The following is a 16,799-nucleotide window of genomic DNA, read 5'->3' as shown; positions in this document are numbered from 1 at the left end:
TCGAGCGCGCCGCCCGGATCGACCGCCAGGCGGCATACGAATCCACGTCCTGGGGCGTGGGGCAGGTGATGGGCGCGCACTGGTCCTGGCTCGGCTACGAGAGCGCCGAGGCGCTGGTGGAGGAGGCGCGCAGCGGACCGCGGGGGCAGCTTGCGCTGATGCTGCGTTATATCGAGAAGGAAGATCTGACGGGGGCGCTTCGCCGGCGTGAGTGGTCGGCCTTCGCCCGCGGCTACAACGGGCCGAACTATGCGAAGAACAATTATCATCTGCGGCTGTCGCTCGCCCATCGCCGTCATGCGCGCAGGCTGGCGGCGCACGACCGCGAATCCGCCCCGACGCGCACGTTGCGGCGCGGAGCCCGCGGCCCGGAGGTCGAGCATCTGCAGACAATGCTGAAGGGGCTCGGCTATCCGCTTGTGGTCGACGGTGTTTTCGGTCCGCAGACCCAGGACGCAGTGATGCGGTTCCAGCGCGAACAGGGCCTGGCGGTCGACGGGATCGCCGGGCCCGCGACACGCGAACGCATGCAGGAAGCGATGCCGTTGGGAGGCCTTTATCACACCGCCGGTGCGGTTCTTTCCGCTCTCTGGCGAGGCATGTCGAGGCTCTGGAGCGCTCGCGGCGTTTGAATCCCGCCTGAAACGGTTTAAGAAGGCGGCAGATTGCGCAAGCACTGGAGCCGGTGATGAAGAAGAAGACGGAAAAGCTTCTGGAAATCCTCTCGGGACAGCCCGTCATTCCCGTGCTCAAGATCGAGCGGATCGCCGATGCGGTGCCGCTCGCCCGGGCGCTTGCCCGGGGCGGATTGCCGGCCGTGGAGATCACCCTGCGCACGCCCGAGGCACTGGACGCGATCCGCCTGGTGGTGGACGAGGTGCCGGAGGCGATCGTCGGCGCAGGCACGATCCTGTCAGGCCGGGATTTCACCAATGCCGCGGCGGCGGGCGCGCGGTTCGTCGTCTCGCCCGGCACGACCCAGGAACTTCTGGACGCGGCCAGCCACTCGAGCGTGCCGTTCCTGCCCGGCGCGGCAACGCCCAGCGAGATCATGGCCATGCGCGAGGAAGGCTATCGCGTGCTGAAATTCTTTCCCGCCGAGCAGGCCGGCGGCGCGGCCTTCCTGAAATCCATCGCCTCGCCGATTGCGGATGTGCGCTTCTGCCCGACCGGCGGGATTTCGGTGAAGAACGCGGCCGACTACCTCGCGCTGCCCAACGTGGTGTGCGTCGGCGGCTCCTGGGTTGCACCCGATACCGATCTGAGTGCCGGGAACTGGGATGCCGTGACCGAGCTGGCACGGCAGGCCGTGGCGCTGCCCCGCGGCCGATAGCGGCCGGGCACCGCCTGGACGACACATTCTCTGACTGCCGCCGGTGGCGACAGCAGGAGGCTTCCGTCTGAGGTCCCGGTGCGGCACGTCGGCCGGTGGGGAGTGTTCCTGATCAGGAACCTTTGCCGTCCCGCCCGTGTTGATGCGTGTCGGTCGAGTCGGGCAAGGTGGTGCAAACCTGCCGGCCCGCCGGCGGAAACGGCGATGCGGACCGCTTCATGGATGCATTCCTGTCGGGCTACGAGGCTTATCTGGCGCTCGCTCTTCTGGCCCTCCTCTTTACAGCTTTCGTTCTCGAACTCTACCCGCCCGAGGTAACGGCCGTGGGCGGGGCGGCCGCCTTCATCCTGGCCGGCTTCGTGCCGGCCGACCGGGCGCTGGCCGTCTTCGCAAACCCCGCGCCGATCACCATCGCGGCGATGTTCATCCTGTCCGGCGCGCTCGTCAGGACGGGTGTTCTGGAGGCCGTCTCGGAGGCGATCGTCGGGCGCGCGCAACAGAGCCCGGCGTTGTCGGCGATTGTCTTTATCGCGGTTACGATCCTCGCCTCCGCCTTCATGAACAACACACCCGTCGTGCTGATCCTCATTCCCATCGTCATCCGGCTTGCCGCCGCCCTGGAGGTGGCGCCGACACGCCTTCTCATCCCGCTTTCCTACGCTTCCATTCTCGGCGGAACCTGCACGCTCATCGGCACCTCGACGAACTTGCTTGTGGACGGCGTGGCACGGGGCAACGGGCTGGAGCCGTTCTCCATTTTCGAGATCACGCCCGTCGGGATCGTCGCGATCCTCGCCGGCATCGCCACCATGCTTCTCATCGGGCGCTTCATCCTGCCCGACCGCGGCGCCTCGGGCGACGATGCGACTTCGGGAGAAACGGAATTCTTCAGCGAGGTCACCGTGCGGGCGGAGGGCAGATATACCGACCGGCCCGTGGGCGAGATCGCCGCCTTCCAGCGGCCGGGCCTGAGGATCATCGGGCTGCGGCGCGGCACGGAGGTCATTCGCTCCGACATCAAGGCCCAGCATCTGCGCAAAGGCGATGCGTTGGTCGTCATGGCCACCACCTCGGAGCTTCTCACGCTCAACGAGCGCGAGGGCTTGCGTGTCGGCCTGAGGCGCGGTTCCGAACCGCGAACGGAAACGACGGTGGTCGAGGCGGTGGTGGCGCCGCATCGCGCCAGCGCGGGAAGCCGCATCGCCGATCTCACCCTCGGGCGGCGCTTCGGCGTGCGCGTTCTCGGCGCCCACCGACACCGGCACATTCCCGGTCCGGACCTCGACAATGTCCGGCTCCGGCCCGCCGACAAGCTCTTGCTCGAGGGGCCAGCAACGGGCTTCGACGCGCTTGCCGAGGAAGCCGATCTCGTCTCCGTCTCCCGCCCGTCCGGCCGTGCCTTCCGGCGGCGCAAGGCACCGATCGCGGTTCTGGCGCTGGCCGGCGTGGTGCTTCTGGCGGCCTACGGCGTCGCCGATATCGGCATTCTCGCCATGCTGGCGGTCGCCGCGATCCTGCTTCTGCGCTGCATCGATGCCGACGAGGCGTGGGATTCCATCGAAGCCTCGATCCTCATCCTCATCTTCGCCATGCTGATCGTCGGCGAGGGCCTGCAGCAGGCCGGCAGTGTCGAGCTCATCGCCGGCGCCGCCGCGCCCGTTCTCACCGGGATGCCGCCCTTCGTCACCCTCCTGGCGATCTATCTCCTGACCTCGATCCTGACGGAGCTCGTCACGAACAACGCAGTGGCGGTGCTGCTGACGCCGATCGTAATCGGGCTGGCCACGCAGATGGGCGTCGACCCGCGCCCGTTCGTCGTGGCGGTCATGTTCGGCGCCAGCGCCTCTTTCGCCACCCCCATCGGCTACCAGACCAACACGCTGGTCTACGGCGCCGGCGACTACCGCTTCTCCGACTTCCTGAAGATCGGCGTGCCGATGAACCTGGTGGTCGGCATGGCGAGCGTGCTGGCGATCCGGTACTTCTTTCCGATGGAGTAGGCGGTTGAAGGGAACTCGAAGCCAAAGCAAGCACCGGCTATCGGCACTGCGGATATTGAAGACCTCTGCCGAAGAAATTGTCTCGTTCGAAAATGAGCAAGGCGGATGCTTGCTGCGGCAGTAGATGACGGTCCTTCTCGCGAAAGCGCCAGTCATTCTGGTTCAAAGTGCACAAATGAGTTATCGCAATAGCAAGAGATGCTAAGGGCAGCGACTAAGGGACTAGCTTGTCAATTGCCTCAACAATTGTAGAAATGTAATCTGATACTTCCTGTGCATCCTCTCGAATACATGGTGTCAGCGCGCCTGTCGCCTCGTTAAAATCAGCGTTATGCGCGATGAGGTCGCGCCGGTAACATATGCCATTCAACTTGCTCTTTGTCTTTTTTGCATTCAAGCCGATAAGATTGGATATCTTTTCCCATTTATACTGTTCTTTCCACACAAATGCCAGTCCATCCGCAATGTCATTGGCCTTCTGAAAAGTTCGGAATCGTATTGCCTGACTTACTATGCTACGAAATTCAACAACTGCTTGAGGGCCACTCACGGTTTGGATTCGCAGAAGCGCAGATATTGGAATCATTTCATTTAACAATCTACCATTCAAGGGCGATCCATTTGAAAAATGTTCAGTCGACTTCTCGACGATTAATTCTGAAACATAGTGGTCTAGCGCAGAGACCGATGCGACCCACACGTATCTCAGTCCAAAATCAGCCGCATACCCATGCTTTTCCAAGAACTCGTGGATTGTGATGGCCTCAGCGCATTGGGCTATGTGAGAGTCGAAATTAATTTTTGCGGCAGTCATCGCTGGTCAAAAATTCAACTTTCGATGCTATGGCTTCATATATAACGTTAAAAGAATCTATATTCTCCATAGCCTTCTCTTTAACTACGCCAACAATATCGTCACTTCTTAACATTTCTTCATTAAGAAGAAATATCGGAACTCCGGAAATATTTGAGGTGTGGATCAGAGACTGAAAATCAGGTATCCGAGCGAGTGCGTAGAGGCCTTTGTTATCTCTGGTAAGCTTGCCATCCCAATCCCCGAATGCTCGATTATAGCATTCCTCTTTTGCGGTCATGCCTGCGTTTTCCAGGGCTGGTACAAGCGAGTCCGCAACACGTTGGTCAATTTTTGCAATGCGCTCGTCGAATTTTTTGGCAGCCTTACTGGCGTGCTTGTTGAAACGTGAGTTCAACGTCCCCAGAAATATCGGTGTAGAGGCATGCAACGGGTAATCCGCGTCAGCAAACTTTTCTAGGTTGGTCTGCTTCCACTCATTCCACCGAATCAGATGGCTTCCCAAAGTCCCAATCGCCATAAGCGAAAACGGGTCTGGGTTTGTTGGTACAATGAAGGAATCCGAGGCCATAAAGAAATTTTGGTTGATAGCCCCGAGTCCCGGGTTTAGGTCAATAAGTGTAAATTGAATATCGTGGCGCTCTTCTATCATCCTGATTAACGCGTGAAGCGCACCTGGTAGGTTCTTAAGTACAGATAGCGTACCCAATGTCTCTTGGGCTAAGCTAATTTGCCCTTCATAGCCAGCGAGGTCTGGATGTCCGGGCAAAATGAATAACTTCTGATTATTTTGAGCTATCGGGCAGTCGAAACTTTCTAGTGCCGCGGGTTTACCTTCGAACACCGGCGATACCGCATCCTTGATGTTATTATATCTGGTTTCGTCCGATTCATAGTACGCGTCGAAGCGATCAAAGCCCAATGCGAGTGCAGTTAGGTTTACCTGTGAATCTCCATCAACTAACAGAACGTTATGCCCATGCTCACTCAACTTCCATCCGATGTTGTAAGTCGAAACCGTTTTACCGGTTCCACCCTTATGATTGAAGAGTGCTACTCGCTTCGACATCTCATGACCCCTACAATTTTAGGTACAGTAGAATTTCGCGTAGGCTGGCGATAGGGGGCATGTCGAGGCAACCTAAGTTTCCCCTACCATTTCCGAGCCAGCTGCTTCGGAAATTGTTGGCCGCTGTCTGCTCTTGGGACGCGACATTCGGCATCGGGAGCGATGGTTTGGAAGTATATGGAAGTGCCAGTGTAAGAAACTAAACCGAAGTTTTCTGCATGCTCGTTGCTCCTGACATCTCACGCTCCACCCAAGCCACTCACGACCGAGCCTTCGCCAAAAACTCCCCGATCCGCTCGATCGCGCGCAGGATGTTCTCCTCCGAATTGGCATAGGACACCCGGATATACCCTTCGCCCAGCACGCCGAAATCGGGTCCGCCGATCAATGCCACTCCGGCTTCCTCCAGCAGAGCGGAGGCCAGTTTCTTCGCCTTCCAGCCCGTCTCCTTAATGTTCGGAAAGGCATAAAACGCCCCCTTCGGCGTCTGGCAGGTGATGCCGGGAAGGCCGTTCACGCCTTCCACCACGATCTTCCGCCGCGCGTCGAAGGCGCGCATCATCTTCTCGACGTCATCCTGCGGCCCGTCGATAGCGGCGATGCCGGCATATTGCGCCGGCGCGTTGACGCAGGACCAGCAATTGACCGCGAGCTTGCGCACCTTGTCGTAGAGCGCGTCGGGCCAGATGGACCAGCCGAGCCGCCAGCCGGTCATCGCCCAGGTCTTCGACCAGCCGTTGAGCACGATCAGCCGGTCGCGGATTTCGGGGAAGGTCAGCAGCGAGGTAGCCGTCTCGCCGTCATAGGTCATGACGTCATAGATTTCGTCGGAGAGGATGGCGACGTCCGGATGGGCCTCGAGCCCCTTGACCAGCTTGGCGATCTCGGCGCGCGGGGTCACGCCGCCGGTGGGGTTGGCGGGGGAATTGAGGATGAGCAGGCGCGTCTTCGGGGTGATCAGCGACAGCGTCTCCTCGGCGGAGAAGGCAAAGCCGTTCTCCTCCCGAATCGGCACCGGAACAGGGTTGGCGCCGGTATATTCGATCATCGAGCGGTAGATGGGAAAGCCGGGATCGGGATAGAGGATCTCCGCGCCCGGCTCGCCGAACATGACGATCGCCGCATACATGGTGGGCTTGCCGCCGGGCAGGATCATCACGTTGTCCGGCGAAACCTCGACGCCGGTGGTGGCGAGCGTGCGGCGCACCACCGCCTCGCGCGCCGGCAGAATGCCGTTTGCCGGGGTGTAGCCGTGATGGCCGTCGCGCAGCGCCTTCACCGCCGCCTCGACGATGTGCTCGGGCGTGCGGAAATCGGGCTGGCCGATGCCGAGATTGATGATGTCACGCCCCTGATGGGCAAGGTCCGTCGCCCGCGCGAGAACCGCGAAAGCGTTCTCCTCGCCTATACGGTCGAAAGCGGGCACTGTATGGAGCATCGGAGGGGTTCCATCTGGTTCTGTCATCTTGCGCGGGCTTTTGTGACGCTTCGCGCGAAAAACGTCAATCTGGAGGTCTGCGTGGACGATCTGAGGCATTGGACAGCGCGGCCGGCGCCCGCCCGCGCGCCGCTCGAGGGCCACTACGTGCGCCTGGAGCCGCTCGATCCCGCCCGCCATGGCGACGACCTCTTCGCCGCCTCGAGCGTGCCGGACGTGGAGGCGCGTTTCCGCTGGCTCGGCGATTATCCGCCGAAAAGCCGCGCCGCCTTCCAGCCATGGCTCGAAAAGGCCGCAGCCAGCAGCGATCCGCTCTTTTTCGCCGTCATTGACAGGTCAACCGGTGTGGCCGGCGGCCGCCAGACCCTCATGCGCATCGACGCCGCGAACGGCTCGGCGGAGATCGGCAACATCTATTGGGGCCCGATGATCGCCCGCACGCGCCTGGCGACGGAGGCTTTTCATCTCTTCGCCCGGCACGTCTTCGACGACCTCGGCTATCGCCGTTTCGAGTGGAAGTGCAACGCGCGAAACGAGCCGTCGAAGCGCGCCGCCCTGCGGTTCGGCTTCCGTTTCGAGGGGCTGTTCCGCCGGCACATGGTGGTGAAGGGCGAAAACCGCGACACGGCGTGGTATTCCATCATCGATTCGGAATGGCCGGCCGTCAAAGCCGCGGCGGAAACCTGGCTGGCGCCCGGGAATTTCGATCGTGAAGGGCGCCAGATCCGGCGGCTGGAGGCGATCAGGGAGTCGATGAATGTCGGTTAGCGTCGAAGCGAAAGCCGTCACCCGCGGGGCCGCTGCATGAAGGAAAACCGTCAGGCCGCCATCGCCGCGGCGGTCATTCTTGTCGGGTTCGGCCTCGTGGCGTTCCTGATGCCGCGCATCATGCTGGCGCTCGGGGATGTTTCCCCTTTCGCGGCGGCCGCCGTGGCGGTCTTGTTCGTGGCCGGGTTCTTCCTGGTGTTCTGGCTGCGTGCGCGCAGCCAGAGGCGGAAGGACAAGTGAGGTTCAGGCCGTAAGGCTTGCCGCCAGAAGCACGAGCCCCAGAAGCAGGACGGCGGCCGCGCCGGCGACTTCGATCGCCGTATGGATACGGCTGCTCCAGGTACCGCCCCCGGCGATCGCCACCGCCCAGTTCTTGGCCGTGACGGCCAGCACCGCCAGCGTCGAGACGGTGATTGCCGTGCCGAGCGCCATGGCGAAGACCGAGACGATGCCGCCCAGCCACAGCGCGTTGAGGAAGGAGAAGGTCAGGACGATCAGCGCGCCCGAGCAGGGGCGCAGCCCCACGGCCATGATCGCCGACCAGCCCGTTTTCCAGTCGAGACGGTCTTGCGAAAGCGCCGCCGGGTCCGGTGCGTGCGCATGCCCGCAAGAGGGGCAGACTTCGCCCGGGCCATGATGATGATGATGGTCGTCGCCGTGGTGGTGGTGAGCGCCTTCATGATGATGATGTGCGTGGCCGTGACGATGCTCTTCCTTTGCATGAGCGGCCGAAAGGCTGTGCATGGGGTGGGAGGGCGCGGAGGGGACCAACTGGCGCAGCTTGCGCCACAAGAGCCAGCCGCCGAAGGCGGCGACGAGGGCGAAGCTCACGGTTTCCAGAAACCATGTCGCGTCGGTCATGGAGATCGCGGTTCCGCGCAGGGCCAGGAAAACCGCCCCCATCAGCACGATGGCGGTGAGCGCCTGCAGGCCGGCGGCAGCGAAGGAAAGCGCGATGCCGCGTCTCAGCGCCACCTCGTTCGCCACCATGTAGGAGGAAATGACCGCCTTGCCGTGGCCCGGGCCGGCGGCATGGAAGATGCCGTAGGCGAAGGAGAGGCCCACCAGCACCCAGATCTGCGAGCCGTCCTCGCGCATGGCCTTCAGGGCGCCGGTCAGTGCGCGGTAGAACGATTGCTGCTCGCTGTTGATCCACTGCAAGAAGCCTGCGAGCGGCCCGCTGGGGGCGCTGAAGGGCTCGGCCGCGCCGATGCCGAGTGAGCTCTGGGCGTGGACTGGGAGAATGAAAAGCCCCGCCAGCGCGAGGCCCATCAGCGCGCCTGCGGCGGTTCGGCACGCGATTGTCCTCGACCGTCTATCCATTGTCCGCACACGCGATCTCGAGCTTGGTGGCGAAAATCTTGCTGAGGTCATTGCCCTGAGGATCGTTGAAGAAGGCCTCCGTGAGGGTCTGCTGGTTCTGGGCGATCGCCTCCTGAGGATCGGGGCGGACCACTTCGCGCCGGCAGTCCTGCGGCAGGTTCTCCACCGCCATGTAGCTGTCCTCGACGTAATCGATGGCGGTATAGAAAGTCGGGTCGTAGACGCCGAAATCCACTTTTCCGTCGAGCGGCAGCGGCTTGTCGGGGTGCGATTCGAAAAGGATGATGAGCTGGTTGTCACGGAAGTCGGCGATCAGCCGCTGCGGCGGCTGCATCGCCACGTCGCGGCCGTTGGCGGTGACGATCTGGAAATAGTCGAATTCGGCCAGCGATTCGTGAACGACGTCGGCCACCTCCTGCAACTCCTCCGTATCGAGTTGCAGGTCCTTGTTCTTGTCGAATTCCACCAGAACGGTGCTGGAAAACAGGTCGTCGAAACGCCAGAGATGGCGCAGCGCCTCCACGCGGTGTTCATCGTCGACGATGACGTCCAGCCGGGCTTCCGCGAAGACGTGCGGGTGCGCGGATGCCTGGGCAGCCGTGGCGAGCAGAGCGGCGAGCGCTGCGGTCAGCGTTTCCGTTCTTCTGCGGGCATGCATGAAAGACGTCCCTCATCGCTGTCTCGAAAGGCGCCTTGTCTATCACGAACCCGGCGAAAATGGGACCTCACAAACGATTGTCCCCGCTGCAGTTCTCCTTCAGCCAGCGGGCGAGGAAATCCACCAGAGCCCGCACCTTGGCCGGCATGTAGCGGCGGTGCGGGAAGACGGCGAAGATGCCGGCGCCGTCGGTGAGGTATTCGTCGAGAAGCGTCACGAGGCGGCCGGCCTTCACCTCCGGCGCGGCGATGAAATCGGGCTGGATGGAGAAGCCCAGGCCGGCGACCGCCGCCGCCCGCGCCGCCAGCGGGCTGTTGACCTCGATCGGACCCGAGACGGGAACCAGGATCGGGCTGCCGTCGGCTTCCCTGAAATGCCATTGGTGGCGGAAGCGGTTGTTGGTGTCGACGATGCAGGGCAGGTGCTGCAGGTCGCGCGGATGCTTAGGCCGGCCGTATTTCTCGATGAGGGCCGGGGCGGCGCAGAGCGGCAGCCGGAAGGGGGCCAGCCGCCGTGCGATCAGCGATGAATCGTCGAGCTTGGTGATGCGGATGGCAAGGTCGAAGCTTTCCTCCACCAGATCGACGAAACGGTCGTCGAGATGGATGTCGAGGACGATATCGGGATGGGCGGCGGCGAAATCGACGAGGGATTGGCCGATCGGCACGTCGGCGAAACTTCTGGGGGCCGAGAGCTTGATGCGCCCGCGTATGTCCCCCGACGATTCGCGGACGGTCTCGGAGAGGTGGTCGATCTCGCGGACGATCTCGGTCGCCCGCCGATAATAGATGTGGCCGGTCTCGGTGAGAGAGAACTGACGCGTCGTGCGGTTGAGCAGCAGCGCGCCCAGCTCGTCTTCCAGCTCGCGCACGTATTTCGAAAGCAGCGCCTTCGATTTTCCGATCCTGCGGGCAGCGGCGGAAAAGCCTTCCGCCTCGACGACGCTGATGAAGGCGCGCATGCGGGTGAGCGTGTCCATGGCTCAGGACAGGAGGCTGGCGGCAATGCGGATGAGTTGACAGTCGCTGCCGGCCGGGCCGAGCAGCGATATCCCGAAGGGCGCACCGTGGACCTCGCCGAGCGGCACGGTGATCTGCGGCCATCCGAGCAGGCCGGCGATGGAGGTCAATGTGAGGGCCTTTTCGCGGTAGCCCTCCAGCTCGGCCTGGGTGGCGATCTTGAGCGGCGCGGCGGATGGCTGCGAGGGCATGACGACCACCGAATCCGGGTCCATCAGGGCGGCGAAGTCGGATTGGAAGTCGCGCCGGCGGCGGTGGGCGGCTTCGGCCGTCTCGGCGCTGATCGACCGGCCATAGGCGAAGCGCTCTTTCACGCCGGGACCGAGATCGCGGTCCCTCTTCGACAGGAAGGCGCCGTGCACCTGCCATGCCTCGTGGGCCTGGATCTCCTTGAAGCGCTCGAAAAGCTCGGCCGGCTCGCCCGGCAGAGCGAGGAAGCCGGGATCGCGGTGGAAATGAGCGCGGATCCGCTCCAGCATATCGCCGTAGACCGACCGTTCCTCCGCTCCGAACAGCAGCGCTTCCAGTTCGGCGATGCGGACCGGGCGGCGAAGCTCCCGCGCATGGGGGTCGTCGCCCAGCAGCAATTCGCCGACGACCGCATAGACGGCCATGTCGCGGGCGAACCAGCCGAACGTATCGAAGGAGGGTGAAAGGGGCATCGCGCCTTCCATGGAGATCCGTCCGTGGGTCGTGCGCAGCCCGGCAAGCCCGCAGAAGGAGGCCGGTGCGCGGATGGAGCCGTTCGTGTCGGAGCCTACCGCAATGTCTGCCAGCCCTCCGGCCACCGCGGCGGCGGAACCGGAGGAGGAGCCGCCGGTGACGCGCTCGCGCGCCCGCGGGTTCACCGGCGGGGCGAAGTGGGCATTCATGCCGATCATGGAAAAGGTAAGTTCATCGGTCTGCGTCTTGCCGGCGAGGCGGGCGCCGGCATCGAGCAGCGTCTGGACGGCCGGGGCGGTGGTTTCGGCGATGCCCATCTCGGATTCGCGCTGGGGATTGCCGCCGCCAGTGGGATAGCCCGCAACGTCGTAGATGTCCTTGACGGCAAGCGAGAGTCCGGCAAGCGGCCCGGCAACGGCCGAGGGGACCGGCCGGTCGGGATAATCGAGAAAAGCGTTCAGCGGGTCGCGTGTCGCCGTCATGTCAACTCCTCTCGCAAATCGGTCGCCCGGACAATCGGCGCTCGGAGGGTTTTTTTCAAGCACAGGGCAATTTTTCGTTGATTGTGACGGCCCACGCGACTATATCGCGCCTGCCCCAAGTCGCACGTGCCTGTGGGCGTCCGCCGGGCCTCGGATATGGCGAGGAAACCGGTACGGTACCTGGACCTAACCGCTCCAGTCGATCTTACGGCCACCCGGAAGATCGAGGACGTCTTGAAGCAACGACGGTGCGGGCCTTTCTGGTGTCTGCCGGTTGTCCAAAGACCGGGGTTACTGAAGAGGCACACCTTCATTGCCGGCAGTGCGGTTGGGTCTCTCCCATACCAAAGCTGAGGCAGACAGAGCCGAGCCTTCGCCTTCCGGCGGGAGCTCATCGTCATGCGTCGCGCATCGCGGGTTTCGGTGATTTCCACCCTCCGTCCCGCCGATCCGTCGAACCGCATGCTTTGTCCACCGCGGGCGTGAAGCCCGCAATGCTTGAGCTTGTGTCCGGGCGGCTTCCGCCCGCAATGGAGAGACCCCGATGGCCACGCAGCGCATCCTCGATTTTCTCGCCACCCGACGCCCCGACGGTCCGTGCCTCGTCGTCGATCTCGATGTCGTGCGCGACAATTACCGCGCCTTCGAGAAGGCCCTGCCGGATTCGCGGATCTTCTATGCCGTGAAGGCCAATCCCGCGCCGGAGATCCTGAAGCTTCTGGCGGGCCTCGGCTCGTGCTTCGACACCGCTTCGGTTCCGGAGATCGAGATGGCGTTGAATGCCGGCGCCACCCCGGAGCGCATCTCCTTCGGCAACACGATCAAGAAGGAGCGCGACATCGCCCGCGCCTTTGATCTGGGCATTCGCCTGTTCGCCGTCGACTGTGTGGAAGAGGTGGAGAAGGTTGCCCGCGCCGCCCCCGGCAGCAAGGTCTTCTGCCGTGTGCTGACCGACGGCACGGGCGCGGAATGGCCGCTGTCGCGCAAGTTCGGCTGCGCGCCGGCCATGGCGATCGACGTTCTGCGCCAGGCGCGGGCGCTCGGGCTCGATCCTTATGGTGTCTCCTTCCATGTCGGCTCGCAGCAGACGGATCTCTCCGCCTGGGACCGGGCACTGAGCGATGCCCGTGCCGTCTTCGGCGCGCTGGCGGAGGAGGGCATCGTCCTCAAGATGGTCAATATGGGCGGCGGCTTTCCGACGCGCTATCTGCGCGACGTGCCGGAGGCGCAGGCTTACGGGCAGGCGATCTTTTCCGCGCTCAGGAAACATTTCGGCAACCGTCTGCCGGAGACGATCATCGAGCCCGGTCGCGGCATGGTGGGCAATGCCGGCGTCATCAAGTCCGAGATCGTGCTGATTTCGCGGAAATCGAACGATGACGAGGTGCGCTGGGTCTATCTCGACATCGGCAAGTTCGGCGGGCTGGCCGAAACGATGGACGAGGCGATCCGCTATCCGCTGGTCACCCGGCACGACGGCAGCGAGACGGCGCCATGCGTGCTGGCCGGCCCCACCTGCGATTCGGCGGATGTGCTCTACGAGAAGACGCCCTATCCGCTGCCGCTCGCACTCACCGTGGGAGACGAAGTGCTGATCGAGGGCACCGGTGCCTATACGACGACCTATGCCTCGGTGGCCTTCAACGGCTTCGAGCCTCTTCGCGCGTATGCGATCTGAGGGGCGGCAGGTCTGCCGTCTTTCGCCTTGCCGGTGGGGCGATGCCCGCCCTCGTACCGAAACACCCGTCGAGGATTGGGACAATGGTCCAGCATGCTGTGGAAACGGCCCGCTTCGCGGGTTTCGCTGCACCGCCCGTCGATATGTTGGCGCCGGGCGCATTTTCCATCGCCCTCGAAACGCCGGAGGACATTCCGGCGCGCGAGGCGCTGCTCGATCGTGCGATGGGGCCGGGCCGGAAGCGCAAAAGCTCGGAGATGCTGCGGCGTGGGCGTGAGCCCTCGGACGGTCTCGCCTTTGTCGCGCGCGGGGCGGACGGTGCGGTCGTCGGTACCGTGCGCCTGTGGGACATCCGCCTGGGTCCGGAGGGCAGGGCGGCCCTTCTTCTGGGGCCGCTTGCCGTCGAGCCGACGCTGAAGGGCGCGGGTATCGGTGCTTCGCTGGTGCGGCATGCGGTGGCGGATGCGCGCCGCCTCGGGCACCGGGCGATCCTTCTGGTGGGCGATCCGGGTTACTATGCCCGCTTCGGCTTCTCCGCCCGCAAGACGTGCACCCTCTCCATGCCCGGACCCTACGCGCCGGAGCGCTTTCTCGCTCTGGGCCTTCGCGAAGGGGCGCTGGACGGGGCGTGCGGCGTGCTCCAGCCCGTCGGCAAAAGGACCTACGCGGCGGCGCGCGCGGCCTGAGCGCGCGCCTTGCGGATCAGAGCAGGGCGTTGAGCCGCATGGCCAGGGACAAGTCGCCGTCCGCACGGACCTTGCCCTGCATGAAGGCGGCGGTGGGGTCGAGCTCACCGGCCACAATGGCTTCCAGGTCGTCCTTGGCAAGGCTGACGGTGCAGTCGGCCGCCGCGTTCTGCGTAGACACCGACTCGCCGTCGATCAGAACAACGCCGGCATCGCCGCAGTCGAATTTCACAGAACCCGTGAAGCCCGAGCCAGACAGACGCTCGCGCATCTTGCCGGCGATCTGCTCCATCTCCATTGCTGCCCCCTCCATGTGCGGCGCAAAAACAGGGCCGCGAAACTGTGCTGCGGCGGATAGCCGGAGCACAGCCCGGATAGCAATGTGATGACGTTTACGTCAATGTGAATCACTTGCCACCGGCGCGCCTCTTCCGAGCAGACGGTCGAGAAGTTCGGCCAGGCGCTCGAGATTGTCTTGCCCTCCGAGGCGCTTGACGATCCGGTTCTCGTGTTCCTGCCAAAGCTCCACCATTCGGTTGACGAAGTTGATCCCGTCGTCGGTCAGGTAGAGGGAGTGGGAGCGGCGGTCGCCGCTGCCCTTGCGCCGTTCCGCAAGGCCGCGCGCCTCGATGCTGTCCATCAGGAAGACGAAGTTGGCACGCTTGATGCCCAATCCTTCGGCAATGGTCGTCTGTTTCTGGCCGGGATGCTTGGCAATCATGGCCAGAACGGAGAATTCCGCTGGGCGCAGGTTGAGCTTCGTCAGAGTCTCGGCAAAATCCTGGAAGACGAGCAGTTGGGCGCGGCGCAGCTTGAAATCAAGGAGCGAGGTCATGCATGGCAGTCCCTCATGCTCCGGCGCCACGAGCGGCGAATTCGCATTCAGATCGGCATTGCAACAGCATGCCTTGTTCACTTCAGTCGCCGGCGAGATCATGAAAACCTCCAATACATGACACATATTCAACAAAGGCGCCCGCTGTGCGAGCGAGATAGGACGCCACGAGCGATGAAAATGTTGGGCTCTGCGCCTATCGAGATGTCCTAAAACAAATCAATTTGGGTATATAATTCCGACCCAAACCAAGTCCGTTTGAAAACGTCATAGTCGAGATCAGGCCCAGATAGGCCCGAGCAGGGAGGATTCCTGCTCCAATTACGCTGGATTATATCTCATATGCGTCATTCGGTCGGGTTTATGCGTCGCCGAATAATGTTGTCGCGTATTTCCGATTTGGATAGATAATCGATCTGCTCGATCAGGACCTCGTGGACCAGCGTGTCGCCCACGCGTGCATTGATGCCGTCGCGTATACCTTCGCGGAAGGCATCGAGGTCGAGGGCGGCGCGGTCAGAAAAATCGATCTGGGGGTTTCCGTAGAGGTAGTCGTGCAACTCGTCGACCAGCAGCATCTCCGCCGGAACCGACAGCGCTTTCAGCTTTTTCGGCTCCACCGTGTAGGCGAGCCTGGCGAGGAAGTAGCCGCCGACACCACCCTTCGTGGCTACGGGCACCGAGATCACTGGCGTGCGGATATAGTCCAGTCCGCCGAAGAAGGCGGCCGGCGCGGAATTCGGGTCCTTCGCCGCCTGCGACATCTGGAAAGAGTAGAGCACCGAGGCCAGTGTCGCGGCGCTGATCCAGACGGCGGCGAGCAGGAATTTCAGCATTGCCGACGATCCCTAGCGCTGTCCGAATTCGCGGACGGAATAGGTCCCGTCGGCCTGGGCGCGTTCGGCGGCTTGCCGCAACAGCGTCGCCACCTCGCCGACCGCACCGAGATGCGCCTGGATCGCTGCCTCGTTGACCGACAGCCGTTCACGCAGCCGGCTCAGTGCCGTCCGATGCTCCGCATTGAGTGCGGCCGGATCGACGTTTCTGAAGGCCCTGCCGAGTTCGTGCAGGTGGCGACTCTTGCGGGTATTGGAAGCTCTGATGTCAAAGCCCGGATCCGTGCGGATGGATGCCGTTTCGGCCTCGATCACCTCTTCGACACGGTTGATCAGGCTGAGCAGCGCGCCGGCCCGGGCGTATGTCGCGGACAACTCCGTTGTGGATGCGGGACCGGCGGGGGAAGTGGCTTTCTGCATTGATATCTTTCCGCTAGGCGTCTTCATTGTCGACGGCAACCTGGCCGGAGACGGTGGCGACCGTCTTGCGCTCGATCTCTTCGACGAGCCCCGTCGCAAGCGTCTGCTGTTCGGCTGTCGCGAGCCTCGTCGGGTGGCCGGCCAGACCGGCGACGGGTTTCTTCTCCCCGTCCTCCAGCGTGTGCTCCCCGAGCACACGCTCGGCGATGCCGATGCCGCCGCGCTCGGCCATGGCCGTGCCGAGTTCCTGTGCGAGCATTCCCCGCCACATCTCGCCGGCCAAGCCCTCGCCGTAGAAGGTCGTGCTGTCTTCCGGCAGCATCGATTGCAGGAAGTTCTGCAGCACCATGGATTCGAACTGCACGAAGTGCGCCGGCCTGCCGGTGACTGGCATGTCGGTTCGCGGCGCAGCCGCCGCCGGCGCTTCGAAGGCGGCGGTGGCGTCCGCCGCATATGTTTGCAGCCGGGCGCGCGCCGCCTCCACTTTTTGCGGATCGGCGGCCCGGGCCACGTCCATGAGGATGTCTCCGGGGGGTGAGATTGCCAAGAGCGTCTACCCTGAGCCTGTTGCGTTCATCCGACTATGGCAGCGAAAGCTTGCGGCAGGCTTGCCGGCCGGCGGCGGCCGGATGATCTCGGTCAGCTTGAACCGGAGCGCTTGTGTTCGATGATCTCGTGCAGCGCCTTTTCCTCGGCGTTGCGTTCGTGCCTGCGCAAGGCCCGGGCATGGGCGCGCCCCGCCGCTTCCACGCGTGCCCCGGCGACGGCCGTCTTTTA

At 63.3% G+C, this 16,799-nt stretch carries 19 protein-coding genes; 7 read left to right on the top strand and 12 right to left on the bottom strand.

Features of this window, described 5'->3' with window-relative positions:
* The 3 genes from ACFP9U_RS16375 to ACFP9U_RS16365 all read left to right on the top strand — a co-directional run.
* The coding region (locus tag ACFP9U_RS16375) for an N-acetylmuramidase domain-containing protein (RefSeq protein ID WP_378623046.1) at positions 1 to 632 on the top strand (632 nt) is incomplete at its 5' end.
* Between the two features lie 56 nt (positions 633 to 688).
* A complete protein-coding gene (locus tag ACFP9U_RS16370; RefSeq protein ID WP_378623044.1) occupies positions 689 to 1,333 on the top strand; it encodes a 2-dehydro-3-deoxy-phosphogluconate aldolase in 645 nt (214 codons plus the stop codon).
* A gap of 146 nt (positions 1,334 to 1,479) precedes the next feature.
* Positions 1,480 to 3,333 carry an SLC13 family permease gene (locus ACFP9U_RS16365; RefSeq protein ID WP_378623043.1) on the top strand — a complete coding sequence of 618 codons (1,854 nt, stop codon included), beginning with the start codon at positions 1,480 to 1,482 and terminating at the stop codon, positions 3,331 to 3,333.
* Positions 3,334 to 3,547: 214 nt separating this feature from the next.
* Here ACFP9U_RS16365 and ACFP9U_RS16360 read toward each other — a convergent pair whose 3' ends face one another.
* From ACFP9U_RS16360 to ACFP9U_RS16350, 3 genes are all read right to left on the bottom strand, one after another.
* Positions 3,548 to 4,147 (bottom strand): HEPN domain-containing protein, encoded by a 600-nt coding sequence (locus tag ACFP9U_RS16360; RefSeq protein ID WP_378623041.1) that lies wholly within the window; start codon positions 4,145 to 4,147, stop codon positions 3,548 to 3,550.
* Positions 4,128 to 5,216, bottom strand: coding sequence for a ParA family protein (locus ACFP9U_RS16355; protein ID WP_378623039.1), 1,089 nt, complete (start codon positions 5,214 to 5,216; stop codon positions 4,128 to 4,130). The genes ACFP9U_RS16360 and ACFP9U_RS16355 overlap by 20 nt, the downstream gene beginning before the upstream one ends.
* Before the next feature lie 259 nt (positions 5,217 to 5,475).
* Positions 5,476 to 6,654: a pyridoxal phosphate-dependent aminotransferase gene (locus ACFP9U_RS16350; protein WP_378623038.1), complete on the bottom strand. Its 1,179-nt coding sequence runs from the start codon at positions 6,652 to 6,654 to the stop codon at positions 5,476 to 5,478.
* Between the two features lie 81 nt (positions 6,655 to 6,735).
* On the opposite strand from ACFP9U_RS16350, the gene ACFP9U_RS16345 reads away from it, so the two are divergent.
* Together ACFP9U_RS16345 and ACFP9U_RS16340 are read left to right on the top strand one after the other, a co-directional pair.
* On the top strand, positions 6,736 to 7,422 hold the full coding sequence (locus ACFP9U_RS16345; RefSeq protein ID WP_378623036.1) for a GNAT family N-acetyltransferase: 687 nt from the start codon (positions 6,736 to 6,738) through the stop codon (positions 7,420 to 7,422).
* 36 nt (positions 7,423 to 7,458) lie between these two features.
* Positions 7,459 to 7,662: a hypothetical protein gene (locus ACFP9U_RS16340; RefSeq protein ID WP_378623034.1), complete on the top strand. Its 204-nt coding sequence runs from the start codon at positions 7,459 to 7,461 to the stop codon at positions 7,660 to 7,662.
* A gap of 3 nt (positions 7,663 to 7,665) precedes the next feature.
* Here the strand turns inward: ACFP9U_RS16340 and ACFP9U_RS16335 are convergent, their stop codons facing one another.
* From ACFP9U_RS16335 to ACFP9U_RS16320, 4 genes are all read right to left on the bottom strand, one after another.
* Positions 7,666 to 8,694 (bottom strand): nickel/cobalt transporter, encoded by a 1,029-nt coding sequence (locus tag ACFP9U_RS16335; protein WP_378623033.1) that lies wholly within the window; start codon positions 8,692 to 8,694, stop codon positions 7,666 to 7,668.
* 43 nt (positions 8,695 to 8,737) lie between these two features.
* Positions 8,738 to 9,403, bottom strand: a complete 666-nt coding sequence (locus tag ACFP9U_RS16330) for a DUF1007 family protein (RefSeq protein ID WP_378623030.1) — start codon at positions 9,401 to 9,403, stop codon at positions 8,738 to 8,740.
* Between the two features lie 67 nt (positions 9,404 to 9,470).
* Positions 9,471 to 10,382 (bottom strand): LysR family transcriptional regulator, encoded by a 912-nt coding sequence (locus ACFP9U_RS16325; RefSeq protein WP_378623027.1) that lies wholly within the window; start codon positions 10,380 to 10,382, stop codon positions 9,471 to 9,473.
* 3 nt (positions 10,383 to 10,385) lie between these two features.
* Positions 10,386 to 11,567, bottom strand: coding sequence for an amidase (locus ACFP9U_RS16320; protein ID WP_378623025.1), 1,182 nt, complete (start codon positions 11,565 to 11,567; stop codon positions 10,386 to 10,388).
* 544 nt (positions 11,568 to 12,111) lie between these two features.
* Between ACFP9U_RS16320 and ACFP9U_RS16315 the strand changes: the two genes are divergently transcribed.
* Both ACFP9U_RS16315 and ACFP9U_RS16310 read left to right on the top strand, forming a co-directional pair.
* Positions 12,112 to 13,245: a type III PLP-dependent enzyme gene (locus ACFP9U_RS16315; protein ID WP_378623022.1), complete on the top strand. Its 1,134-nt coding sequence runs from the start codon at positions 12,112 to 12,114 to the stop codon at positions 13,243 to 13,245.
* A gap of 143 nt (positions 13,246 to 13,388) precedes the next feature.
* On the top strand, positions 13,389 to 13,931 hold the full coding sequence (locus tag ACFP9U_RS16310) for a GNAT family N-acetyltransferase (protein ID WP_378623047.1): 543 nt from the start codon (positions 13,389 to 13,391) through the stop codon (positions 13,929 to 13,931).
* Between the two features lie 16 nt (positions 13,932 to 13,947).
* On the opposite strand, the gene ACFP9U_RS16305 is transcribed toward ACFP9U_RS16310, so the two are convergent.
* The 5 genes from ACFP9U_RS16305 to ACFP9U_RS16285 form a co-directional block, all read right to left on the bottom strand.
* Complete coding sequence (locus tag ACFP9U_RS16305; RefSeq protein ID WP_378623019.1) at positions 13,948 to 14,229, bottom strand: SCP2 sterol-binding domain-containing protein; 282 nt, start codon at positions 14,227 to 14,229, stop codon at positions 13,948 to 13,950.
* A gap of 99 nt (positions 14,230 to 14,328) precedes the next feature.
* Entirely contained in the window at positions 14,329 to 14,766 is a 438-nt protein-coding gene (locus ACFP9U_RS16300) for a MarR family winged helix-turn-helix transcriptional regulator (protein WP_378623016.1), read from the bottom strand.
* A gap of 347 nt (positions 14,767 to 15,113) precedes the next feature.
* On the bottom strand, positions 15,114 to 15,602 hold the full coding sequence (locus tag ACFP9U_RS16295) for a hypothetical protein (protein ID WP_378623014.1): 489 nt from the start codon (positions 15,600 to 15,602) through the stop codon (positions 15,114 to 15,116).
* A 12-nt stretch (positions 15,603 to 15,614) separates the two neighbouring features.
* Positions 15,615 to 16,022: a hypothetical protein gene (locus ACFP9U_RS16290; RefSeq protein ID WP_378623013.1), complete on the bottom strand. Its 408-nt coding sequence runs from the start codon at positions 16,020 to 16,022 to the stop codon at positions 15,615 to 15,617.
* A 13-nt stretch (positions 16,023 to 16,035) separates the two neighbouring features.
* Complete coding sequence (locus ACFP9U_RS16285) at positions 16,036 to 16,539, bottom strand: rod-binding protein (RefSeq protein WP_378623011.1); 504 nt, start codon at positions 16,537 to 16,539, stop codon at positions 16,036 to 16,038.
* Positions 16,540 to 16,799 lie beyond the last annotated feature (260 nt).

This window comes from Nitratireductor sp. GCM10026969 (genome assembly GCF_042660605.1).
In the GTDB taxonomy this organism is placed as follows: domain Bacteria; phylum Pseudomonadota; class Alphaproteobacteria; order Rhizobiales; family Rhizobiaceae; genus Chelativorans.
The sequence above is the reverse complement of the archived record's forward strand: the minus strand, read 5'-3'. Positions and strand labels throughout refer to the sequence as shown.